At 50.4% G+C, this 23,104-nt stretch carries 18 protein-coding genes and 2 rRNA genes (1 of these 20 running past the window's edge); 11 read left to right on the top strand and 9 right to left on the bottom strand.

Translation table 11 applies throughout. The features are described 5' to 3' along the window. Window positions 1-3: 3 nt before the first annotated feature. The 4 genes from HMY34_RS14265 to crcB form a co-directional block, all read right to left on the bottom strand. Window positions 4-453, bottom strand: a complete 450-nt coding sequence (locus tag HMY34_RS14265) for a PIN domain-containing protein (protein WP_202716121.1) — start codon at window positions 451-453, stop codon at window positions 4-6. Between the two features lie 8 nt (window positions 454-461). Then, on the bottom strand, window positions 462-719 hold the full coding sequence (locus HMY34_RS14260) for a hypothetical protein (RefSeq protein ID WP_202716120.1): 258 nt from the start codon (window positions 717-719) through the stop codon (window positions 462-464). Window positions 720-815: 96 nt separating this feature from the next. Next, window positions 816-2,648, bottom strand: a complete 1,833-nt coding sequence (gene recQ, locus HMY34_RS14255; RefSeq protein ID WP_202716119.1) for a DNA helicase RecQ — start codon at window positions 2,646-2,648, stop codon at window positions 816-818. A gap of 17 nt (window positions 2,649-2,665) precedes the next feature. Next, on the bottom strand, window positions 2,666-3,046 hold the full coding sequence (gene crcB / locus HMY34_RS14250) for a fluoride efflux transporter CrcB (RefSeq protein ID WP_202716118.1): 381 nt from the start codon (window positions 3,044-3,046) through the stop codon (window positions 2,666-2,668). Between the two features lie 115 nt (window positions 3,047-3,161). On the opposite strand from crcB, the gene HMY34_RS14245 reads away from it, so the two are divergent. The 6 genes from HMY34_RS14245 (at window position 3,162) to HMY34_RS14220 (ending at window position 11,885) form a co-directional block, all read left to right on the top strand. Next, window positions 3,162-3,620 carry a Uma2 family endonuclease gene (locus HMY34_RS14245; protein WP_202716117.1) on the top strand — a complete coding sequence of 153 codons (459 nt, stop codon included), beginning with the start codon at window positions 3,162-3,164 and terminating at the stop codon, window positions 3,618-3,620. A gap of 164 nt (window positions 3,621-3,784) precedes the next feature. Further along, window positions 3,785-7,465, top strand: a complete 3,681-nt coding sequence (locus HMY34_RS14240; protein ID WP_228287867.1) for a restriction endonuclease subunit S — start codon at window positions 3,785-3,787, stop codon at window positions 7,463-7,465. 27 nt (window positions 7,466-7,492) lie between these two features. Beyond that, entirely contained in the window at window positions 7,493-8,659 is a 1,167-nt protein-coding gene (locus HMY34_RS14235) for an RNA-binding domain-containing protein (protein ID WP_202716115.1), read from the top strand. A gap of 3 nt (window positions 8,660-8,662) precedes the next feature. Further along, window positions 8,663-10,537: an RNA/DNA-binding domain-containing protein gene (locus tag HMY34_RS14230; RefSeq protein WP_202716114.1), complete on the top strand. Its 1,875-nt coding sequence runs from the start codon at window positions 8,663-8,665 to the stop codon at window positions 10,535-10,537. Beyond that, on the top strand, window positions 10,534-11,682 hold the full coding sequence (gene hemW, locus HMY34_RS14225) for a radical SAM family heme chaperone HemW (protein WP_202716113.1): 1,149 nt from the start codon (window positions 10,534-10,536) through the stop codon (window positions 11,680-11,682). Before HMY34_RS14230 ends, hemW begins: the two co-directional genes overlap by 4 nt. A 5-nt stretch (window positions 11,683-11,687) precedes the next feature. Further along, on the top strand, window positions 11,688-11,885 hold the full coding sequence (locus HMY34_RS14220) for a CPXCG motif-containing cysteine-rich protein (protein WP_202716112.1): 198 nt from the start codon (window positions 11,688-11,690) through the stop codon (window positions 11,883-11,885). Here the strand turns inward: HMY34_RS14220 and HMY34_RS14215 are convergent. Genes HMY34_RS14215 through HMY34_RS14205 form a run of 3 tightly spaced genes read right to left on the bottom strand, consistent with a single transcriptional unit; the run spans window position 11,882 to window position 14,927 of the window. Next, complete coding sequence (locus HMY34_RS14215) at window positions 11,882-12,571, bottom strand: phosphatase PAP2 family protein (RefSeq protein ID WP_202716111.1); 690 nt, start codon at window positions 12,569-12,571, stop codon at window positions 11,882-11,884. The genes HMY34_RS14220 and HMY34_RS14215 overlap by 4 nt on opposite strands. Beyond that, window positions 12,568-13,995, bottom strand: a complete 1,428-nt coding sequence (locus HMY34_RS14210; protein ID WP_202716110.1) for an ArnT family glycosyltransferase — start codon at window positions 13,993-13,995, stop codon at window positions 12,568-12,570. The genes HMY34_RS14215 and HMY34_RS14210 overlap by 4 nt, the downstream gene beginning before the upstream one ends. Continuing rightward, window positions 13,995-14,927, bottom strand: coding sequence for a lysylphosphatidylglycerol synthase transmembrane domain-containing protein (locus HMY34_RS14205; protein WP_202716109.1), 933 nt, complete (start codon window positions 14,925-14,927; stop codon window positions 13,995-13,997). The genes HMY34_RS14210 and HMY34_RS14205 overlap by 1 nt, the downstream gene beginning before the upstream one ends. Before the next feature lie 56 nt (window positions 14,928-14,983). On the opposite strand from HMY34_RS14205, the gene HMY34_RS14200 reads away from it, so the two are divergent. From HMY34_RS14200 to lptG, 5 genes are read left to right on the top strand one after another with little or no spacing between them, the layout of a single operon-like run. After that, window positions 14,984-15,982 (top strand): glycosyltransferase family 2 protein, encoded by a 999-nt coding sequence (locus HMY34_RS14200; RefSeq protein WP_202716108.1) that lies wholly within the window; start codon window positions 14,984-14,986, stop codon window positions 15,980-15,982. Further along, entirely contained in the window at window positions 15,982-17,553 is a 1,572-nt protein-coding gene (locus HMY34_RS14195) for an ArnT family glycosyltransferase (protein ID WP_202716107.1), read from the top strand. Before HMY34_RS14200 ends, HMY34_RS14195 begins: the two co-directional genes overlap by 1 nt. Continuing rightward, window positions 17,550-18,311, top strand: coding sequence for a phosphatase PAP2 family protein (locus HMY34_RS14190; RefSeq protein ID WP_202716106.1), 762 nt, complete (start codon window positions 17,550-17,552; stop codon window positions 18,309-18,311). The genes HMY34_RS14195 and HMY34_RS14190 overlap by 4 nt, the downstream gene beginning before the upstream one ends. Window positions 18,312-18,317: 6 nt before the next feature. Continuing rightward, complete coding sequence (lptF, locus tag HMY34_RS14185; protein ID WP_202716105.1) at window positions 18,318-19,388, top strand: LPS export ABC transporter permease LptF; 1,071 nt, start codon at window positions 18,318-18,320, stop codon at window positions 19,386-19,388. Next, window positions 19,385-20,452, top strand: a complete 1,068-nt coding sequence (lptG, locus tag HMY34_RS14180; protein ID WP_202716104.1) for an LPS export ABC transporter permease LptG — start codon at window positions 19,385-19,387, stop codon at window positions 20,450-20,452. Before lptF ends, lptG begins: the two co-directional genes overlap by 4 nt. Before the next feature lie 69 nt (window positions 20,453-20,521). Here lptG and rrf read toward each other — a convergent pair. Beyond that, window positions 20,522-20,637 (bottom strand): 5S ribosomal RNA (gene rrf / locus HMY34_RS14175). A 168-nt stretch (window positions 20,638-20,805) separates the two neighbouring features. Further along, a 23S ribosomal RNA gene (locus HMY34_RS14170) occupies window positions 20,806-23,104 on the bottom strand; it runs 533 nt beyond the window's last position.

Here is a 23,104-nt window from a genome sequence, read left to right as displayed (position 1 = left end):
TGATCAAACGCTCTTAAGCTGCTGGAGCATCTTGTCAGACAACCACATGCCATGCTGATTCACCAGCGCGTCATAATGCGCCAACAACTTGTCACGCCCAATCAGCCCTTGCGCATGAGCTAACTGCAACACACCCAGCGTACCGATCATGTTCAACCCCATGCGTTTGGCTTTCTGGCGGGCGCGTAAATCATCCAGCAGCACAAAATCCGCCGCCGTTTCCTGCGCCAACACCATTGCCTCCAACTCGCCCGCATGAAGCGTGCCGATAGAACCCGCCACATAATGCTTACCAAACTCGGAAATGGTTTGTACCTGCACAAACGCGGGCAAAGACAAATCCCCCACTTCTGCACGCACTGCCTGCGGAATACTGATTTCAGCAAAACAATGCGTCAACAATTCCAATTCGCCCAGCTTGGACAGAAAAATCAACGGACTGGCATTAGACACTACCCGCATCATGCACCCATCATCAACAAACGTGCCACAGTCTGCAAATCTTCCTCGACCACCTCATCGGCAACGAAAAACCCCGTATCGAAATGCTCCCGCAAACGGTAGAGGAATTCATCAAAACCAAGGTTCGCCAACGCCGCCGCCGCTGAAAAGCTAATCTTGTGGGCATGATACAAACTAGCAGCCAAGAAAAACTCTGCCGCATTTTTGCCAAACGGATTCAGTACATCATCAAATTCTTGTCGCAGTATCAAAGACATAGCATTCACCCTTTCAACGCTGATTCATGGTATTCAGTATAGCACGGTGCTTTCCAGCCTCCCCCTTTGCAAAAGGGGGATTGAGGGGGATTTTCTTCACGCCCCCAACACCACATCCAAAAACGCCTGCCCATACTGCGCCAACTTACGCTCCCCTATCCCCGCAATACCCCGCATCGCCTCCAGCGTTTGCGGGCGTTCATCCGCCATTTGCAGCAAGGTGGAATCGTGGAAAATGACATACGGCGGCACACCCTGTTCCTGTGACAAGCGTAGGCGCAGCGCACGCAAAGCTTCCCACAAGGCTTCCACCTCAATGGGCATGGTATCGCGATTAAACCGAGGTTTGGCGACAGGATCACCCCGCACACGATCACGCCGCACCCGTTCGCGCTTCTGCTCTTTGCGCAAATGCAGCTCAATTTCCCCGCGCAATAACGGGCGGGCGTTATCGGTCAAACGCAAACCGCCATGCCCGTCCACATCCACCGTCAAATACCCCAGCGCAATCAGTTGGCGGAAAATATTGCGCCATTCCGCCTCCGAATGCTCCTTACCAATCCCAAAGGTGGAAAGCTGTTCGTGGCGAAACTGGCGGATGCGCTCATCATCCTTGCCCAGCAACACCTCGATAATGTAATTCACCCCGAAACGCTGCCCGGTGCGGTACACGCACGACAAGGCTTTTTGCGCCGCCACCGCTGCTTCCCACACTTCCGGCGGATTCCGGCAATTATCGCAATTGCCACACGGTTGCGGGGTCGGTTCACCGAAGTAGCTCAACAAGGCTTGGCGGCGGCAGGTGGTCATTTCGCACAAGCCCAACATCGCTTGCAGCTTGTGGTGTTCGATGCGCTTTTGCTGCTCGCTGGCGGTGGATTCCAGCATCATCTGGCGCAAAGTGATGACATCTTGCAGGCCATACGACATCCACGCATTCGCGGGCAAACCGTCACGCCCCGCCCGCCCGGTTTCCTGATAATAGGCTTCGATGCTTTTCGGCAAGCTCAAATGCGCCACGAAACGCACATCCGGCTTATCAATCCCCATGCCGAAGGCGATGGTGGCAACGATGATCACGCCATCTTCGCGCAGGAAACGTTGCTGATGATGACGGCGCGTATCCGCATCCATCCCCGCATGATACGGCAAGGCGGTGCGCCCCTGTTGCGCCAGCCACGCGGCGGTATCTTCGACCTTTTTGCGCGACAGGCAGTAAACAATCCCCGCATCCTGCGAATGATGCGCGTCGATAAACTGCCACAATTGTTGCCGCGCCTGCTGCCCCTGCTGGATGGTGTAGTGGATATTGGGGCGGTCAAAACTGTTGACGTAAATATCGGCGCGTTGCAGGCGCAACTGCTCAATGATTTCCTGACGAGTACGCTGATCCGCCGTCGCCGTCAGCGCAATGCGCGGCACACCGGGGAAACGTTCTGCCAGCATCGACAATTGCTGGTATTCCGGTCGGAAATCATGCCCCCATTGCGACACACAATGTGCTTCGTCGATAGCGAACAGGCTGATACCGATGGTGGTGTGCAAACGTTCCAGCAAGGGCAGCATTTTTTCGCTGAGCAAACGTTCGGGTGCAACGTAGAGCAGGTCGATTTCACCCGCCAGCAATTCGCGTTCTACCCGCTGCACCGCACCGTAGTTGAGCGTGGAATTGAGGTAAGCGGCACGGATACCGAGTTGCAGCAAGGCATCGACCTGATCCTGCATCAACGCAATCAGCGGCGACACGATAATGCCCACGCCATCGCGCACCAACGCCGGAATCTGGTAACACAGCGATTTACCGCCGCCCGTCGGCATGAGCGCGAGAACATCGTGGTCTTGCAGCAATGAGCCGATAATATCGCGCTGATTCAGGCGAAAATCGGTATAGCCATAGGTGTTGTTGAGAATGTGGTAGGCACGTTGCATAGCGCTATTGTTTCACCTTAAGAGGTTCGTAACCACTGCCATGTTGCCATACCTGCCAGCGTCATGAGCAACGAACCGATCACGTGCACGCTAATAACCCCCGCTGCCCATGCCATACGCCCGTTCTGGAACAACAACATCACCTCCGCCGAAAACGTCGAAAACGTCGTCAAACTGCCGCAAAAGCCGGTAATGATCAGCAGCTTCCATTCCGGTGACAGATTCATGCTGGTGAAAAACGCAATCGCCAAGCCGATGATATACGCCCCCAACAGATTCGCAGTCAGCGTACCCACCGCCAGATGCGGCAACAACGTGTTGAGCTTCAAGCCCAGCAACCAGCGTAACCATGCGCCGAGTGCTGCGCCAATGGCGATAGCGAGGAAGGTTTTCCACATACGGCTGCCTTTTCGTGATGAATCTTGGCGGTAGATTCTGCGGGGTTCGGGTTAGCGTGTCAAAGCGGGCAGTATCCGCTACAATCAAAGCACACCACTACTGCGAGTTGATACCATGTCTGCCGCGACACATGAACATGAACACGGCGAAACAGAAAGCGACATTGCCTTTCACCTCAAAAGCTTTTTGCGCCAGCACAAACTGGGCAAAGTCATGACGGGCGAGGTCGGTATATTCATCCGCCGTAACCCTGACAGCATCCGTGCGGCTGATGTGCTATTCATATCACACGAACGTTTACTGCAAGTGCAATCCAAATCGTATCTGGATGTTGCGCCGGAATTGGTTGTGGAAGTCTTGTCACCGCGTGATTCGTGGGTCGATATGGCGGACAAGCTGGAAGAGTATTTTTCTATCGGTGTCTTGCAAGTGTGGTTCGCCAACCCTCGCAATAAGACTTTGCAGGTATTTACCTCTGTGACCGATTCGGTGTTGTTGCGGGGTGAAGATCATTTGCCTGAAATGGCATTCTTACCCGGTTTTACGCTCGCTGTCAGCGACATTTATAGTTAAGAAATAAAGCATACATGATTACCAAAGATAATTTTCAAAGTGTCCTGATCGCGCTCGGTTTTCAAGCAAAAAATGCCTTCTACACCAAACATTTTGCCGCGTTTGACAGCAAGCTGAGTGTTGATTTTAACCAGCAACAACTCATCTACCCCGAAGCACAGGGCTTGAGTATCAACGAACGTCAAACCTGCAATTTTTCGTCTCATGAGAATTTTGTGGTGTTTGAATGCGTTTGCCGCCTGCTGGAAAAAGGTTACAAACCTGAACACATCGAGCTAGAACCCAAGTGGAAGCTAGGGCATGGGGCAAGCGGTGGACGTGCTGACATTCTAGTACGCGATAACACAGGCAAGGCATTATTGATCATTGAATGCAAAAATGCAGGCAGTGAATTCAATAAACATTGGAAAAAAACACTGGAAGATGGCGACCAGTTATTTGGTTATGCTCAACAAGAACCCAGTGCCGCGTTCTTATGCCTGTACGCTGCCGACTGGCTGGATGATGAGGTAGTTTATGACAGCCACATCATCACGCTACGCGATAATGAAAAACTGCTCGAAGAACGTAAACACCAAAAACCGCTCAGTTACCAAGCCGCACAAGATCGCACCGAACGTTTCAAAGCATGGAAAGAAACCTATTTGCTGGACTACGCCACGCAAGGCTTGTTTGAAGCGGACATTCCCCCGTATGAAATCGGCAAAAAGAATTTCACCGTCAATGATTTAAAACGCATTTCCAGCAAGGATACCCAAGGCAAACACCATGCGTTCGCTACTATTTTGCGCAAATACAATGTATCGGGGCGTGAAAATGCGTTTGATAAACTCATCAACTTGTTTTTATGCAAGGTGGTAGATGAAACCAATAATGCCGAAGACCTGAAGTTTTATTGGAAAGGTGTCGCTTACGATTCACCGTTTGACCTGCAAGACCGTTTACAGTTGTTGTATAAAGAAGGCATGGATCGGTTTTTAGATGAGAAAATCACCTATATTGGCAATAAGGAAATTGACAGTGCTTTCTGGGCATATTTAGGTGATGAAGATGCGACTAAAAACAAAATCAAGGAATACTTTAAAGAGCTAAAATATTTTACCAACAATGATTTTGCTTTTATCGAAGTTCACAATGAAAACCTGTTCTACCAAAATGCGGCAGTATTGCGTGACATTGTGCGCTTATTTCAGGACACCCGAATCAAAGGTGAAACCCGCAATCAGTTTCTCGGCGATATGTTCGAGATCTTCCTTGACCAAGGCATTAAGCAAAGCGAAGGGCAATTCTTCACACCCATGCCCATTACTCGCTTCATCATTGCGTGCTTGCCGTTGGAAAAAGTGATTCTTGACAATCAACATCCGCCCAAGTGTTTGGACTATGCGTGTGGAGCGGGGCATTTCTTAAATGAATTGGCAACGCAAATGCAGCCTTACGTCGAACAACACCAAAAAGGTGATATTGGTGATTTTTACCGTGAGATTGAGGGGATTGAGAAAGAATACCGCCTGTCAAAGGTCGCCAAAGTATCCGCGTTCATGTATGGGCAAGATAACATCAAAATCACCTATGCGGATGCATTATCAAAATTGGCACATACACCGAAAAACAGTTATTCGGTATTGGTAGCCAACCCGCCTTACAGCGTCAAAGGTTTCTTGGAAACCTTGAGTGAAGAGGAACGCGAAGGCTATTCATTAACGAATACCGTACAAAATACGGCAAATAACAATTCTATCGAAACGTTTTTCATTGAACGTGCCAAGCAATTACTGGCTGGAGATGGCGTAGCGGGGATTATTGTCCCATCTTCCATTTTGTCGAACGCGGATTCTACTTACATTGCTACCCGTGAAATTCTGCTGAAGTATTTTGATATTATTGCTATCTGTGAATTTGGGTCGGGTACGTTTGGCAAAACAGGAACAAATACGGTAACACTGTTTTTACGCCGCAAAGCAGCCCAGCCGCAACCTGCTGATCATTACCGTAATCGGGTGAATCAGTGGTTCACCAAACCCGATGACACCAATGAACAGCAACGCCAAGGTATTTTTCAGGATGAGCATTTCATTCAAAAATATTGCCGTCATATCGGGGTTGAACTAAACGATTATAAAACGCTATTAATGGGCGAAACCGAAGGTGAAGCGAATAAGGAGCTGATGCAAGTCGAAATGTTTGCCGAATACCGCAAAGCCTTTGATAATCTTACTAGTACGGTACAACGCAAGAAACAGAAGTCTTTCAAAGACCTGAATGTGATTGATCAAGCGATTGAAATGCGTAAAAAACTGATGGCTTACATTCAGGGTATTGAAAAGGAAAAACTTTATTATTTTGTATTAGCCACGATCAACCCCAATAAAGTTGTGATAGTCAAAAGCCCCTCTGACACCAAAGAAGCCAAAAACTTTTTGGGGTATGAATGGAGCAATGCCAAAGGCAATGAAGGCATCAAACTCATGATCGACGCAGCGGGCAAACACCTCACCCCGCTTTACGACGAAGACAATCCGCGCAACCCTGACAAAATCAACCACTACATCGAACGCGCCTTTTTAGGCGAATCGCTCGACAACATCCCCGACCACCTACAAGCATTCATCACCCCTGCCCGCTTGGTCGACATGCTCGATTTCACCCGCACCGACTTCAACAAACAGTTCAGCTTAACACCTAAAAACACTTACAAAATTGAAACACAATGGTCAATCAAGAAACTTTCTGATTTGATCGAAATTATTGGAGGTGGTACACCTGATACCAAAAACGCGAGTTATTGGAACGGTGATATACCTTGGTTAAGTGTTGTGGATTTTAATTCAGATGAACGCTATGTGCATACAACAGAAAAAACCATTACAGAAGAAGGATTAAAAAATAGCAGCACAAAATACCTGCAAACTAATGATCTAATAATTTCAGCGCGTGGCACAGTTGGCGCATTAGCGCAGTTATCAAAACCTATGACCTTCAATCAGTCTTGTTATGGTTTGAGAGCTAAAAATACTATTACCAATGATTTCCTTTACTATGTTCTCAAACAAGAAATTGAACAGTTCAAACTCAATGCTTACGGCAGTAAATTTGACTCAATAACCACAAGAACATTCGACGACATAAAAATACCAGTGCCGCCAATACCGACTCAAGAAAAGATAGTAAAAGAATGTGAAACAGTAGATTCTGAAGTATTTTCTTCAAAATCAATCATTGATACATCCAATAATGAAATTGATTCAATCATCAGTAAAGTTTCTGCACCACTATTGAAACTTTATGAAGTGACATCCAAAATTGGCAGTGGAGCTACACCAAGAGGTGGCGAGTCGTCTTACAAAAAACATGGCATCAGCTTAATTAGAAGTCAAAATATTTATGATGATCGTTTCAAAGAGGAAGGATTAGCTTTTATCGACGATGAACAAGCAAAATTATTAGAAAATGTCATAGTAGAAGAAAACGATGTATTGTTTAACATTACAGGTGCGTCTGTTGCTAGATGCTATGTTATTGATAAAAAGTACTTACCTGCACGAGTAAATCAACATGTTGCTATTATTCGTCCAACAAAAGAAATACTACCGCAATATCTCCATCATATTTTAATTAGCCCAGCCATTAAAAAAGAATTACTTAATATAGCATCAGGTAGCTCAACCAGAGAGGCTATTACCAAATCTCAATTAGAAGAATTCAAAATACCCGTACCTGATTTAAAAACACAGCAGCGGATTGTTGCGGAAATTACGGTATTGGAGCAAAAGATTAAAGCGGCGCAGGCGGTGATGGATGGCGCAGCAGCGCGGAAGGCGGCGATTGTGAAAAAACACCTATAATCAGGGCATAACCGAGGTATCGACAGAATGGCAACACTCACCCCACAACAGCTTGAAACCATCCTAGCCCAAGGCGAAGACAGCCAGCACCAGTTCAAGCGTAACATCACTAACGTCGATGCCTTCGCCGCTGAACTCGTGGCATTCGCCAATACCGGCGGTGGGCATCTCATCATTGGTGTAGAAGATAGCGGCAACGTCACCGGATTAAGCCGCGAAGACATTGCCCGCCTGAATCAATTGTTATCCAACGCTGCCTCCCAACATGTGCGCCCGCCGCTGCACCCCACCACGCAAAACATGACGCTCGAACAAGGCATGATCATGGTCGTCAGCGTGCCAGAAGGCTTGAATAAACCCTACATGGATAACCAAGCACGCATTTGGGTAAAAGCAGGCGCAGACAAACGTCACGTCACTGCCCGCGAAGAAATTCAGCGCATGTTTCAAGCAGGTGGCTTGGTGTATGCCGAAGAAACGTTGATACTAGACAGCAGCAGCAAAGATTTACACAGCCTGCTATTGGGCAACTACATCCAGCACCGCTACGGCAAAACACTGGATGAACTCAATTTGCCGCTGGATCAAGTCATTCGTAGCCTGAAACTGGGCAAAGATGGCGAACTGAATCTGGCAGGCTTGCTGCTATTTGGTCAAAATCCCCAGCAATTTCGCCCCGTATTCATGGTTAAAGCGGTCTACATCGACGGCACAAACATCGCCTCGCAACATTATCGTGATAGCGAAGACATCGAAGGCCCACTCATCAACCAATACGAACGCGCCCTATCCTTCATCACCCGTAACTTGCACCGCTTGCAAGCAGGGCAAGGTGTAAACAGCCTCGGTAAACTCGAAATCCCTGAAATCGCCTTGCAGGAAGTGCTAGTCAACGCGCTGATACACCGTGATTACTTCATTTCCGCCCCCATCCGCATCCTGATGTTTACCGATCGCGTGGAAATCATCAGCCCCGGTCATTTGCCCAACCATTTAACCATTGAGCAAATCCGCTTTGGCTTATCGAATATGCGTAATCCGATCATTGCCTCGCACGCTACCCGGCAAATGCCTTATCGTGGTTTAGGCAGCGGCATCCCACGTGCATTAGAGCATTACGCCTTTATCCAATTCATTGACGACCGCGCAGGCAACCAGTTCAAGGTGATTATGCAACGCCCGCAAACAGGTTAAACCATGCCCCAACACCAACTCACCCTGTTTGAAGAATTCTCCTACTTTGAAGGCGCAGATGTCGAATACAAAAGTGCCAAAGGTGGCTTGCCCAGCACCTTGTGGGAAACCTATAGCGGTTTTGCCAACACCGGCGGCGGCACGCTTTACCTAGGCATTACCCAAACCGATGCAGACAGTTTGGATATTCACGGTCTGCCCATTGCCGCTGCGGAAAAGCTACGTACCGATTTCTGGAACACCCTCAATAACCGTGGCAAAGTCAGCATCAACCTATTGAGCAACGGGGATGTTTCCCTAATCCCCTTACCCGACGCAAGCAAAGTTGTTATCCGCATTCACGTGCCACCTGCCAGCCGCACCCAAAAGCCTGTTTACATTGGTCAAAATCCCTTATTCGGTACTTACCGCCGCTACCATGAGGGTGATTACCGTTGCAGCGAGGACGAAGTGCGGCGCATGTTTGCCGACCAATCCAGCGAACCCGCCGACAGTCGCATTTTGCAACACTTTGGCTGGAATGATCTCGATAAAGATTCCATTCGCCAATTCCGCAACCGCTTTGCGTCGCGTGACCCATACCATGCGTGGTTGGAAGAGGATGATCTTGGCTTGCTGACAAAGCTAGGCGGGTGGCGACGCGACCGCGCCAGTGGACAAGAAGGGCTAACGCTGGCAGGGCTACTGATGTTTGGCAAACACGAAGCCATTACCGATCCGGCTGCGATCCCCGGCTTTCATGTCGATTACCGCGAACGGGTATTGGATGACCCCGCCATGCGCTGGTCAGACCGTGTATACCCAGATGGCAAATGGGAAGCCAATTTATTTCAATTTTACCAGCGGATTATTCTAAAACTCAGCACCAACCCCAACCTGAAAAATCCTTTTCGGCGCGACAAAGAAGGCTATCGGCAAGCCGGTACAGAAGTCCACGAAGCCCTGCAAGAAGCCTTGGTCAATGCCATCATTCATGCCGACTACGCAGGCATGGGGGGTATTGTGGTGGAGTGTTACCCCGACCGTTTTGAATTTGCGAATCCCGGTAGCTTACTCGTATCACGCGAACAATTACTTTTGGGTGGAACAAGCGAATGCCGCAACAAAGCCTTACAAAAAATGTTTCAAATGCTCGGAGCGGGCGACAAAGCCGGTTCTGGTCTCGACAAAATCCGCCGTGGCTGGGCAACGCGACAGTGGCAAGCACCAGCATTGCGCGAAACGCTCAGACCTGACCGGGTATACCTCATCCTGTCCATGCTCAGCATCCTATCCACGGAAACACTGGAACAACTGGCGCTACAGTTTGGCGAAACCTTCCGGCAGCTAAATCAAGAGGAAGTCCAAACACTGGTCATAACGGCTCAGGAAGAACAAATTTCCAACCAACGCCTACAAGAAATGTTGCCGTTGCATCGGGTTGATATTACCCAGATGTTACGTGGACTGGTGCAAAAAGGCATGTTGATCGTATCAGGCACAGGGCGCGGAACACGTTATCGTTTGCCGCCAAATGAACAAATATCAAACGACAATGATACAAGCTCTCCTGTCAATGAGACCACCCCGGTGACTAATGAGACCACCCCAGTGCTCAATGAGACCACGCTGCCGACCATATTGTCGGCTATTGCTGAACCCGCTCGGCAAAACAAACGGCTATCAGCATCTGACATGCGCAACATCATTTTGCAACTTTGCGCGTATGGCTTTTTACCCATGCACCAATTAGCCGATTTACTCAAACGGGATGCCCGCAATCTGCGAAACCGCTACGTTAGCCAAATGGTCAGTGAGGGATTACTGGAATTACGCCACCCAGAAAATCTTAACCATCACGACCAAGCCTACCGCCGTAAATCAATGGACGCGCTATGACCCACATCCCCCTATCCCTCTACATCCACATCCCTTGGTGCATCCGCAAATGTCCGTATTGCGACTTCAATTCCCACACAGCCCCCAGCGGCTTGCCGGAAAAAGCCTACGTACAGGCTTTGCTCACCAACCTTGCCAACGAACTCCCCCACATCTGGGGACGCAAGCTCGAATCCATCTTCATCGGCGGCGGCACACCCAGCCTATTTTCAGCGGAAAGTATCGACGAACTCCTCTGCGGCATTCGCGCCCTACTCCCGTTTCGCCCCAATATCGAAGTCACGCTGGAAGCCAATCCCGGCACATTTGAACAGGAAAAATTCCGAGGGTTTCGTGAAGCGGGCATTAATCGCTTATCGGTCGGCATCCAAAGTTTCAACGCGCAGCACTTGCAAGCCCTAGGGCGTGTCCACAACCGTGACGAAGCCTTACGCGCTGCCGACATTGCGCGTACTGCCGGATTCGACAATTTCAATCTGGATTTAATGTTCGGTTTGCATAAACAAACCTTGGCAGAAGCACTCGACGACTTACAACAAGCGATTGCCCTGCAACCCACGCATTTGTCTTGGTATCAACTGACACTCGAACCCAACACCTTATTTTACCAACAACCGCCGCCCTTGCCGGACGATGATTTGGTCGCGGAAATTCAGGAGGCGGGGCAACAATTCATCAAATCGTCATGGTATACTCAATATGAAGTTTCCGCCTACGCCAGACCGGGCTATGAATGTCGGCACAACAGAAACTACTGGGAATTCGGTGATTATCTAGCGATCGGTGCAGGTGCACACGGGAAAATAACCCACCCCGCGCACGGCACGATTACCCGCTACCACAACCACCGCCAACCTGCCGACTACACGCAGCAAGCCATGCAGGGCAAATCACGCAGCGGCGAGCAAACGCTTACCCCGGCGGATTTAAGCTTTGAATTCATGCTGAATGCATTGCGGTTGCGGGAAGGGTTTCCCCTAAGCCTGTTTACTGAGCGCACGGGTCTGGCGACCGATCACCTCAAGGCGGGGCTGGAGCAGGCATTGCAGCGCGGTTTGCTGGAATTTAACGGCGACCACATCCGCCCAACAGCGACCGGCTGGCAATTCCTAAATGTGGTTATGCAATTGTTTTTGGAGGATTAATTACCATGTCGCAGGCTATCACCTATGCCGACATCACCTGCCCTTACTGCCATTCGGATTTTGGTATCGAGATCGACCATACCGCAGGCAGTCAGGATTATTACGAAGATTGCCAAGTGTGCTGCAACCCGGTTCAGTTATTCATCCACATCGACGCCGACGGTGAAATCACCCGCATCGACGTGCAGCCCGGAAACAGCTAAGCCTTATCGAGCGGATCACGCTCCGCCATGCGCATGAGTGGGTAGTACAACAACCACGCAGCAAACAGCACCACCCACGCCGACCACATCACGTCGGAAAGGAAATGCCCCCCTGCTGCCATGCGCGTTACCCCGATCACTGCACCTAGCGTCACACTGAATGCCAATGCCAGCCGCGCCCACTGCGGCTTGCGCTCACGCCACAAAAACCAGAACGCCACAAACGCAAACCCAATCGAGCTATGCCCACTGGGGAACGAACGCCCCTCCCCATTCGCGACGAAATAGCCCGGTGGCACATAACGTTCCTGCCCGCCTAATTCAGCCACCTGCACCGGACGCGGCCTGCCCCAATGATCTTTGAACACCGTATTCACCAACAAGCCCGGCCCCAATAAAAACACCAGTAACACGTAAATTGCCGCCAGCCGTAGCCGGTATTGCTGCCGCAAACTGCCAATCAGTATTGCCAACAGGCTGCCAAATAACACAACCATTGCGATGATTTTCACACCATCATAAAACAGTATTTTCCACAACGGAAAATAATCCAACAGCCAGTGATCAGCCCGCCGAAACGATTGCGCAATCTGCAAATCCCAATCGGATAACCAAAACACCACCGTTGAAGCCACGACAGTATTAAACCATTGCCAGATGCGCGGATAACGCTGCCAAACGTTCACGGTGTACGTAGCCCTCTGAAATTTTTCAATAAGTACACATTATAATGGAGTTTCCATGACAAATGGATGACAGCTTGCAACTGACCAACGGGCTGCACGCTCTCGAAATACGGTTCTATGCTTGCTGGCAAATTATTCGCCGTCACCAGCAAAAAATCTTGCCCTTGCTTGTCATCCAACCGTGTCACCAAATCATAATGATGACGCATCTGGTGTTGCGGATTCCAACTGACCCCGCGCAAGCCTTCCGGTTTGGCATAGTAAGCCAGACTGCTCAATACATCGCGCCCGTCGGCTAATAACAGCGCATCAGGGTAATCTTGCTGAAGCTCACGGTATTGCGCCCCGATCACCTCCCAACCTTTCAGACGTTTGTGCAAATCGGTATTCAACAACTGATTAAGCGGCATCGGGTGATAAACCAGCAAACCCAGCGCCAGATTCAATACCAACACCGCCGTCACGGTTTTCCACTTAGCGTACAACCACGCCGCCATTAACACCGTTGCCGCCACGTAAGTCGGCGCTGCCCAATTCGCATTGGCTCGCCCGAATAACGCTTGCGCCATAATAATCAGCAAAAATGGCAAAGCAAAACTCATCAACAAGGTTTTATGCGCCACTTGCCCCCGCCCAATAACCCACAACAACAGCGGAAACAACAATACACCAAAAACCCCAAATTGCCCGCCGAAAAATTCCGCGAACTCATCCCAATGCAACGCGCCTTGCGTACTGCCTGCGGCAATGTCTGCCGTGTGTTGGAAAGTGGGAAACCCGTGCTGCCAATTCCACCACACATTCGGCGCAAAGATCAGCAGCATCACCCCAACCGCCAACCAAGCACGCGGATTGCGCAATAAATCAAAGCGTCGTGCCACCACCACGTACACCAACGCCGACACTAGAAAAATACCCATGGTGTATTTACTCAACATGCCCAATCCTAGGGCAACACCGAGCAATATCCAGTCGTCCCACGCATCGCTATCCAACGCAAACACGAATGCATACAACGCCAACGTCCAAAAAAAGAACAGCGCCACATCGGTTGAAATCAGCGTAGAAGACAAACTTACCGCAGGCAGCGTGATAAACAGTGCCGCCGCCAACAATGCTACTTGGGCATTAAACAGCTTACGTGTCAGCAAAAACAACAGCCACGCACTCAAGGGGTACAGCAGCAAACTCCCCGAACGCACACAGAATTCACTGTCCCCACACACGCCAGTGGTTGCCGCAATCAGCGCCGCAATCACCGGCGGTTTGGAATAGTAGCCCCAATCCAATTGTTGCGCCCAATACCAATATTGCGCCTCATCCACGTACAGATTCAGCCCATTGGTCGCCACCACCCACGCCCGATACGCTGTTATCCCCAAGAGGAGCAACAGCAAGGCAAACCCGCTATGACGTTGCAACATTAGGTTTTCGCTTTTAACGGAATCAACCAACCGATTAATGCCCCGATTAAGGAAGCGCCCAACACAAACAAGTGCAAATTCACCGCCGCCGTCAGCGCGACTTTAGCATCAACCATGCGTGATAACGGCGCGATGACCCCCGCCTCATACGTGCCAAAACCACCGGGCGCATGAATCGGCAACACACTGGTCAATTCCCCCGTGACCACACTGGTCAACAATAAATTCCAGTTCACATCCGGCACAAACTGGCTCAACAACCACGCCAAGGTCAGCAATTTCACCACCCAGTTTGCCCAAGTCATTGCCCAACTCCGCCAAAACGCCCACCAACTGTTCGGCAAACCGTGCAAGGCTTTCTGCATAAAAACACTGAAGCCGCCATCCTTGCCTGCCAAGCGCACGCCTAACTGATTACGCAACAAATACGCCCAAATCGGCAACGACATCCAAATAAACAACAACGGCCACGCCAACACCCGCAAGCGTGTCGAAATCATCAGCGGAAATACCGCAAACGCCAAAATCGTATGCAAATCCAGCGCTCGAAACCACAGCAATGACGATACCGAATGCGCATACCCCACCCCAAAATAACGGCGCATTAATACCGGAAAACTCAACTCACCCATTCGGGCGGGCAACACATTATTCATCGCGTTATGGATTAACATCAGCCGCCAGGTTTGCAACCACTGCCCGCTCAAAAATTGTGGGAAATAATCGTACATACGCCACGCCCGCAACGCATAACTCAAGATCAGCAGCGCCAAGGCAATTACCCCTTGCGTCCAACTAAAACCTGCCCAAGGCGTTAATACGCTTTGCCAACCAATCCAATACTGTACGCCCGCCACAAACAGCACCAACACCAGCCAAGATAAAGCCAGATGCCAACGTTGCCCGGATATATTGCTTTGTTCTGTCATCATGCACTCGCTTTCAAGTATAATTCAGCTCAATTGTAGTCGAAGCAGATCGTAGTTTAATGACAAATTCTAACGACAGTATCAGTATCATCGTGCCGTTCTATAATGAAGAAGGTAACGTCATGCCCTTGGTGGAACATGTCAGCCAAGCCTTAGCCAACTTTGAACACCCGTGGGAACTGGTATTAGTTGACGACGGGAGTTCCGACCAAACCCTCAGACGCTTGCGTGAAGCCGCTGAAAAATTTGGTAATCATATCCACGTTGTCGAGCTGCAACGCAACTTCGGGCAAACTGCCGCCATGCAAGCCGGTATCGACCAGGCACGCGGCACAATCCTCGTCACGCTGGATGGCGACTTGCAAAACGACCCCGCCGACATCCCCGGCATGATCGAAGAATTGCAGGAACGTGACCTCGACTTGTTGGTTGGCTGGCGCAAAAATCGCAAAGACACGCTGGTGATGCGTAAAATTCCCTCGCGCATTGCCAACCGGTTAATCCGCAAAGTGACGGGGGTTTACCTGCACGATTACGGATGCAGCCTCAAAGTATACCGCGCCTCGGTCATGGAAAAAGTGCGTCTCTACGGGGAAATGCACCGCTTCATTCCCGCGTGGGTTGCCACCGCTGTACCGTCTTCGCGGATTGGTGAGCGTGTCGTCAACCATAAAGAGCGCTTAAGCGGCGAATCGAAATACGGCATTTCCCGCACGTTCCGCGTCATTATCGACTTGCTATTTATGTGGTTTTTTATGCGTTTCCGCGCACGTCCTGGGCATTTGTTTGGCACGATTGGGCTGGTGTTCGCATTGCTCGGCACGCTGATTCTCACTTGGTTGGGCATCGACAAATTCATTATGGGCAATGACATTGGGGGTCGCCCGTTATTAATGGCGGGTGTCATGTTGGTTATCACGTCCATCCAATTCATGACCACGGGTATTATTGCGGAATTGCTGGCACGCATTTATTTTGAATCGTCCAGCCGCAATGCCTACGTTATTCGTCCACCGCGCAAAGCTGAGCCGGAATACGGCTGGCACAAACCTAGCTGATGCGCATCGCGGCAAGCCTGCGGCATTGGCTGCTACACAGTGGGGATGGCTTCCTGCTACCGTTGGTCATTCTGGCATTTTTTTGGCAGTTGGGAACACCCGCGCTGTTCGATCTTGACGAAGGCGCATTCAGTGCAGCAACGTGGGAAATGCTTCAGCGTGGTGATTTCATTACCACCTTTTTGAATGGTGAGCCGCGTTTTGACAAGCCCATTCTGATTTATTGGCTGCAAGCGCTGAGTGTTTCCGCATTCGGCTTGCACGAATGGGCATTGCGTTTGCCTTCCGCGTTAGCCGCTAGTGCGTGGGTCATCGCAACTTATTATTTCGCGAAACCTCGGATGCCGCGTCAGCAAGCCATACTCGCGGCGGTGATGGTGGCGACCTCTGCGATGATCGTGATTATTGGGCGAGCGGCGACGGCGGATGCGGTACTTAATTTATTAATCACGCTGGCACTGTTCGATATTTGGCGCTATTGGGAACAGCCAACGCGGATGCGGCATTTCCGGGTATTTTTCTGGCTAGGCTTGGGCTTTTTGTGTAAAGGGCCGATTGCGGTAGCGATTCCTTTTCTGGTGAGTGCATTTTTGTATCTGAGCAATGGGCAATGGCGGCGCTGGTTGCAAACGGTTTTCCATCCTTATGGGTTAAGCGTGTTTCTGGCGGTCGCTGCACCTTGGTATATCCTCGAATATTTGGCACAAGGGCAGGCATTCATTGACGGTTTTTTTCTGAAACACAATGTCAGCCGTTTTGCGGATACGATGGAAGGACACGGCGGGCATCTGTGGTATTACTTGGTGGCGTTACCGTTCATTATTATGCCATTTGGTGGCTTGCTGGTGCAGTTGCTGGGGAAGAAATGGGCGTTATTTCCAGCAAGTGATCAGCTTTCACGTTTTCTTGGCGTGTGGTTTGTATTGGTCTTGGTGTTGTTCTCATTTTCCAGCACGCAATTGCCGCATTATTTGTTGTATGGCATTACGCCATTATTGCTGTTGCTGGCACAACACACGGGGGCAAATCCGCAGCGTTGGTTAACGGTGTTGCCTGCTACGCTAGTCGCGGGGTTATTGCTGTTTTTGCCGGAATTATTGGCAACCGCTGTGGCTGATAATCCCTCACCGTATTGGCAAGGTTTGTTAGCGCAATCGCAAAAAGTAACCGGAACAACCTACCGTGCAGCAGCAGGGATTTACTTGTTCGCCTTACTTGCCTTGCTGTTCTGGCCTAGGGTGCAAAATTATTGGCGCTTGCTTGGCGTGGCAGTATTGCAAACCTTATTTTTGGTCAGTGTGTTGATTCCCGTGGTGGCGTATACCCAGCAAAGCGCGGTGAAAGATGCCGCACGTTTTGCTCGTCACCACATTATGGGTTCAACGGTGGTAATGGATGGTGTGAATATGCCCAGTTTTACCGTTTACCGCCAAGCCATTACCCCGAAACGAGCGCCACAACCGGGGGAATACGTGTTCTCTAAAGACGGGCATCTGCAACCTGACGAGGAATACGTGGTGGTGTTTCGTCAGGGCGGATTGGTGTTAGCCAAACGGCTCGTTAAACCATGAGAGATGAAGCCGAAACGGTCGCCGTTCCCATTCTGATCATGACACTATTGGCGGCAACCCTCGCCCTGTTTGACCTCAATCTGCTGGTATTTGATGGCCTGAATCAGGTGTTTCGGGTATTGCCTGATGGCTTTTGGGCAAATGTGACGATTTTGGGCGACTCACTGGTTTCCTTGACGTTATTGAGTGTATTAGCGCTACGTTACCCGCAACTATTAGCGGCTGGCCTACTTGCTGGGTTGATTGCGACGGGCATTACCCGTCCACTCAAACTATGGGTGGCAATGGATCGCCCCATGGTAACGCTGGGTGAACACGTGCATTTCATCGGCAGTCTCGAACTGCACAATTTCAGCTTTCCCTCTGGACATACCACCGCCGCATTTGTGCTGGCGGGCGTGATTACATTGGTAACGCAACACAAGCGCTTAGGCATGGGTTTCTTTGGTCTAGCATTGCTAGTCGGTGCAAGTCGGATGGCGGTTGGCGCACATTGGCCAATGGATGTTGCCGCAGGTGCGGCATTCGGCTGGCTTTCTGCTTGGGCAGGTTGGAAATTAGCCAGCCACTGGACGAGCACGGCGACACTGGCGGGGCAACGTTTACTGGCGGGTTTATTTTTACTGTTTGCGCTCATGCTATTTAGGTTAGATACGTATTATCCGCAAGCGTTTGCATTACAAATACTCATCGCCGTCAGTGCAACTTTAGCCATGTTGACATACAGTTGGCGCATTTGGTGTAAATCGGGTGTCTGAGTACCCATGAGTATTATTAATCGCTACCTGTTCAAAGAAATCGCCCTCAGTTTTGCTGCCACATTGTTGGTGTTAACGCTGATTATTGTTGGCAATACGTTCGTGCGCTTGCTGGCAGATGCCAGCACCGGCAACTTACCTACCGATTTGGTTGGGAGCTTGTTGGGGTACGGCTCACTAAAACAACTGATTCGTCTGATTCCTGTCGCCTTGCTGATTGGGATGATGTTAGCTTTCAGCCGTTTGTATCGTGACTCGGAAATGTCGGCATTACGCGCAGCAGGCGTTGCTCCACGTCACTTTTACCGTGCCATTTTTAGCTTTGTATTGCCACTCACCTTAGTACTGGCGTTACTGGTTATCTTTGCTTCACCTTGGTTGGAAAGTAATACCGCAAAATTACGCAGCGAAATCAGTGAACGCCCAGAAGCGGCTGGTATTCCCCCCGGTGAATTCGTTAGTTCCGGTTCAGCCGAACGCAATTACACCGCGCTTGCCGAAAGTATCGACGCGAGCCGCACCGTGATGGAACGCTTTTTCATCCGCGTGCAAAGCGGCAGCAGTGAAGTGCTTATTTGGGCAAAATCAGCGGTACTGTTCATTGATTCCGGCAGCGGCGAACGGGTATTGCAAATCAGCGATGGCTACCGCTACGAATCTAATCCCGAACAAGGGGGAATGACGGTGATTCGCTTTGGGGAACACAGCATTCGCATTCCGCTGAAAAATAGCGGTGAAATGGATAGTTTGGCTGCCATGCCCACATTAGAATTATGGCAACAAACCGACAATGAATCCCAAGCAGAATTTCAATGGCGTATTGCTATTATTCTCTCCGCACCCTTGTTAGCGTTACTGGCTTTCCCCTTGAGTTACACCGCTCCCCGTCAGGGACGCTACAGCAAAATTGCGGTGGCGATCTTGATTTATGCCGTCTACGCGAGTGTGCTTGGCACAATGCGCGGCATGATAGCGCGTGGTGATTTCCCGCCACTACTCGGTCTGTGGTGGATCCATCTGCTGGTGCTGGGGTTAGCTCTGTGGCTACTGCGCAAATATTACGGAAAACCTGCATGAATCTGTTAGAACGCTATCTGTGGAAAAGTGTTTTGTCGAGCATCCTTATTACGTGGTTGTCGCTGGCATTACTTGACCGATTTTTCGCACTGTTGGGTGAATTCGGCGATGTAAACCCAGAAACCCAATACGGTAATCTGCAAGCGCTTTACTACATTTTGCTCGGCACTCCGCGTGTCTTGTATGACTATTTCCCTACCGCGACCTTGATTGGAAGTTTGCTGGGTTTAGGCAATCTTGCCGCCAATAGCGAACTTACGGCCATGCGAGCGGCGGGTATTTCCATCAAACAAATTGTCATGATGACCTTGAAACTGGGGCTAGTCTTGGTGGTATTGGTCTTCATCCTAGGTGAATGGGTAGCACCGCATACGGAACTCAGCGCCAGCAGCTTCAAATTACGAATGCAGCAAAAACAACTCGCCATCGGCAATCAAGGCATTTGGGTAAAAGATGGCAACCGTATTCTCAATATTGCCAAGCTGTGGTCAGAAAAAAAACTGGAAGGTGTCTCTATTTACGAGGTAAACCCTGATGCGGGACGTATCGACAGCATTACCCATGCCGCAAGCGCAGAACGTGATAATGACGGCTGGATGCTGTATGACATTAACCGTAAACACATTCAAACCGATGGGGTTGCACAAGAAAGCTTGCCACAAGAACATGTCAGCAGATTGATTCCAGAGCAGGTACTCGCGATTGCGGCGGTTAAACCGAATCAATTAGCGGCGAGTGAATTAGCGGACTTCATTCGTCATCAGCGCGAAAATGATTTGAGCAGTGAACGGTTTGAACAAGCGTTTTGGCAGCATTTCACCACACCGCTGTCCACGCTGGTGATGTTGATTATTGCCGCACCGTTTGTGTTTAGTTTTCAACGCAATGCTGGATCGGGACAGCGGGTGTTTATTGGAATTCTGATCGGAATTGTGTTCTTCCTGTTCAATCGACTGTTTGCCAGCGTGGGGATTGTATATGGCATTCCAGCGTTACTGGCAGCGACATTGCCTTTGTTGGTATTTCTGGCGGGCGGGCTGTGGATGTTACGTGGCTTACGCTAAAGTTTGGTAAACGATAGGCATAAAAAAAGCCCCGCAACGGAAACCGTTAACGGGGCTTTTAGGAATGATGCTTGGCGTTGACCTACTCTCACATGGGGAGACCCCACACTACCATCGGCGATGCTGCGTTTCACTTCTGAGTTCGGGATGGGATCAGGTGGTTCCACAGCTCTATGGACACCAAGCAAACTGGCAAGGTTGGGAAGGTTTATGGGTCAGTGAGGGCGTTTGTGCGCTCATCTGCCGTAGTCTTCTCGACCTAATCTGGAAAAATATCAGGGATACTTAATAACTGAGGTCTGACAGTTGCCTGTCTTCGATTCATACATCTCTAGTAGACCGTTTTGGGTTATAGGATCAAGCCTCACGGGCAATTAGTACTGGTTAGCTACATACATTACTGCACTTCCACACCCAGCCTATCAACGTCGTAGTCTCCAACGGCCCTTTAGGACCCTCAAGGAGTCAGGGAGATCTCATCTTGGGAGGGGCTTCCCGCTTAGATGCTTTCAGCGGTTATCCCGTCCGAACATAGCTACCCTGCAATGCCACTGGCGTGACAACAGGAACACCAGAGGTTCGTCCAACCCGGTCCTCTCGTACTAAGGTCAGCTTCCCTCAAATCTCCAACGCCCACGGCAGATAGGGACCGAACTGTCTCACGACGTTCTGAACCCAGCTCGCGTACCACTTTAAATGGCGAACAGCCATACCCTTGGGACCTGCTTCAGCCCCAGGATGTGATGAGCCGACATCGAGGTGCCAAACTCCCCCGTCGATATGGACTCTTGGGAGGAATCAGCCTGTTATCCCCGGAGTACCTTTTATCCGTTGAGCGATGGCCCTTCCATGCAGAGCCACCGGATCACTAAGACCTACTTTCGTACCTGCTCGACTTGTCTGTCTCGCAGTCAAGCGTGCTTATGCCTTTACACAAACCTCACGATTTCCGACCGTGATTAGCACACCTTCGCGCTCCTCCGTTACTCTTTAGGAGGAGACCGCCCCAGTCAAACTACCCACCATGTATTGTCCCCGGCATTGTGATGCCTGGGTTAGAACTCCGAACATACCAGGGTGGTATTTCAAGGACGACTCCACCAGAACTGGCGTTCCAGTTTCATAGTCTCCCACCTATCCTACACAAGTAGGTTCAAAGTTCAATACAAAGCTATAGTAAAGGTTCACGGGGTCTTTCCGTCTAGCCGCGGGTACACTGCATCTTCACAGCGATTTCAATTTCACTGAGTCTCGGATGGAGACAGTGCCGCCATCGTTACGCCATTCGTGCAGGTCGGAACTTACCCGACAAGGAATTTCGCTACCTTAGGACCGTTATAGTTACGGCCGCCGTTTACCGGGGCTTCGATCAAGAGCTTCGCTTGCGCTAACCCCATCAATTAACCTTCCGGCACCGGGCAGGCGTCACACCCTATACGTCCTCTTTCGAGTTTGCAGAGTGCTGTGTTTTTGATAAACAGTCGCAGCGGCCTGGTCTCTGCGGCCCGCTTGCGCGGGCGTACCTTCTCCCGAAGTTACGGTACCATTTTGCCTAGTTCCTTCATCCGAGTTCTCTCAAGCGCCTTGGAATTCTCATCCAGCCCACCTGTGTCGGTTTGGGGTACGGTCAGCACTAACCTGAAGCTTAGGGACTTTTCTTGGAAGCATGGCATCAAACACTTCAGTACCGTAGTACCTCGTCATCACGCCTCAGTGTTAACAGATTCCCGGATTTGCCTAAGAATCCCACCTAAACGCTTAAACAACCATCCAATAGGTTGCTGTCCTAGCCTTCTCCGTCCTCCCATCGCAGTTAGTGCCGGTACAGGAATATTGACCTGTTTCCCATCGACTACGCATTTCTGCCTCGCCTTAGGGGCCGACTAACCCTGCGCCGATTAACGTTGCGCAGGAAACCTTGGGCTTTCGGCGGACGGGTTTTTCACCCGTCTTGTCGTTACTTATGTCAGCATTCGCACTTCTGATACCTCCAGCAAACTTTCCAGTTCACCTTCACAGGCGTACAGAACGCTCCTCTACCACTTGAATTGCTTCAAGTCCGCAGCTTCGGTGTGTGGCTTAAGCCCCGTTGAATCTTCCGCGCAGGCCGACTCGACCAGTGAGCTATTACGCTTTCTTTAAAGGATGGCTGCTTCTAAGCCAACCTCCTGGCTGTCTGTGCCTTCCCACATCGTTTCCCACTGAGCCACAACTTGGGGACCTTAGCTGGCGGTCTGGGTTGTTTCCCTTTTGACAACGGACGTTAGCACCCGCTGTCTGTCTCCCGTGCTCGCACTTCCTAGTATTCGGAGTTTGCAATGGGTTGGTAAGCCGGTCAGGGCCCCCTAGCCATAACAGTGCTCTACCCCTAGGAGTGATACACGAGGCGCTACCTAAATAGCTTTCGAGGAGAACCAGCTATCTCCGAGCTTGATTAGCCTTTCACTCCTATCCACAGCTCATCCCCTACCTTTTCAACGGGAGTGGGTTCGGTCCTCCAGTACCTGTTACGGCACCTTCAACCTGGCCATGGATAGATCGCTCGGTTTCGGGTCTACTCCCAGCGACTGAACGCCCTGTTCAGACTCGCTTTCGCTACGCCTCCCCTATCGGTTAAGCTTGCCACTGAAAGTAAGTCGCTGACCCATTATA

It is taken from the genome of Thiothrix subterranea (assembly GCF_016772315.1).
Taxonomy (GTDB): Bacteria; Pseudomonadota; Gammaproteobacteria; order Thiotrichales; family Thiotrichaceae; genus Thiothrix; species Thiothrix subterranea.
This window is presented reverse-complemented; position numbering and strand designations above follow the sequence as displayed.

Bases quoted from the DNA above. Each gene is read 5' to 3' on its own strand.
- HMY34_RS14260 (WP_202716120.1), bottom strand. From the start codon at position 719: ATGTCTTTGATACTGCGACAAGAATTTGATGATGTACTGAATCCGTTT.
- recQ (WP_202716119.1), bottom strand. From the start codon at position 2,648: ATGCAACGTGCCTACCACATTCTCAACAACACCTATGGCTATACCGAT.
- crcB (WP_202716118.1), bottom strand. From the start codon at position 3,046: ATGTGGAAAACCTTCCTCGCTATCGCCATTGGCGCAGCACTCGGCGCA.
- HMY34_RS14245 (WP_202716117.1), top strand. From the start codon at position 3,162: ATGTCTGCCGCGACACATGAACATGAACACGGCGAAACAGAAAGCGAC.
- HMY34_RS14235 (WP_202716115.1), top strand. From the start codon at position 7,493: ATGGCAACACTCACCCCACAACAGCTTGAAACCATCCTAGCCCAAGGC.
- HMY34_RS14230 (WP_202716114.1), top strand. From the start codon at position 8,663: ATGCCCCAACACCAACTCACCCTGTTTGAAGAATTCTCCTACTTTGAA.
- hemW (WP_202716113.1), top strand. From the start codon at position 10,534: ATGACCCACATCCCCCTATCCCTCTACATCCACATCCCTTGGTGCATC.
- HMY34_RS14220 (WP_202716112.1), top strand. From the start codon at position 11,688: ATGTCGCAGGCTATCACCTATGCCGACATCACCTGCCCTTACTGCCAT.
- HMY34_RS14210 (WP_202716110.1), bottom strand. From the start codon at position 13,995: ATGTTGCAACGTCATAGCGGGTTTGCCTTGCTGTTGCTCCTCTTGGGG.
- HMY34_RS14205 (WP_202716109.1), bottom strand. From the start codon at position 14,927: ATGATGACAGAACAAAGCAATATATCCGGGCAACGTTGGCATCTGGCT.
- HMY34_RS14200 (WP_202716108.1), top strand. From the start codon at position 14,984: ATGACAAATTCTAACGACAGTATCAGTATCATCGTGCCGTTCTATAAT.
- HMY34_RS14195 (WP_202716107.1), top strand. From the start codon at position 15,982: ATGCGCATCGCGGCAAGCCTGCGGCATTGGCTGCTACACAGTGGGGAT.
- HMY34_RS14190 (WP_202716106.1), top strand. From the start codon at position 17,550: ATGAGAGATGAAGCCGAAACGGTCGCCGTTCCCATTCTGATCATGACA.
- lptF (WP_202716105.1), top strand. From the start codon at position 18,318: ATGAGTATTATTAATCGCTACCTGTTCAAAGAAATCGCCCTCAGTTTT.
- lptG (WP_202716104.1), top strand. From the start codon at position 19,385: ATGAATCTGTTAGAACGCTATCTGTGGAAAAGTGTTTTGTCGAGCATC.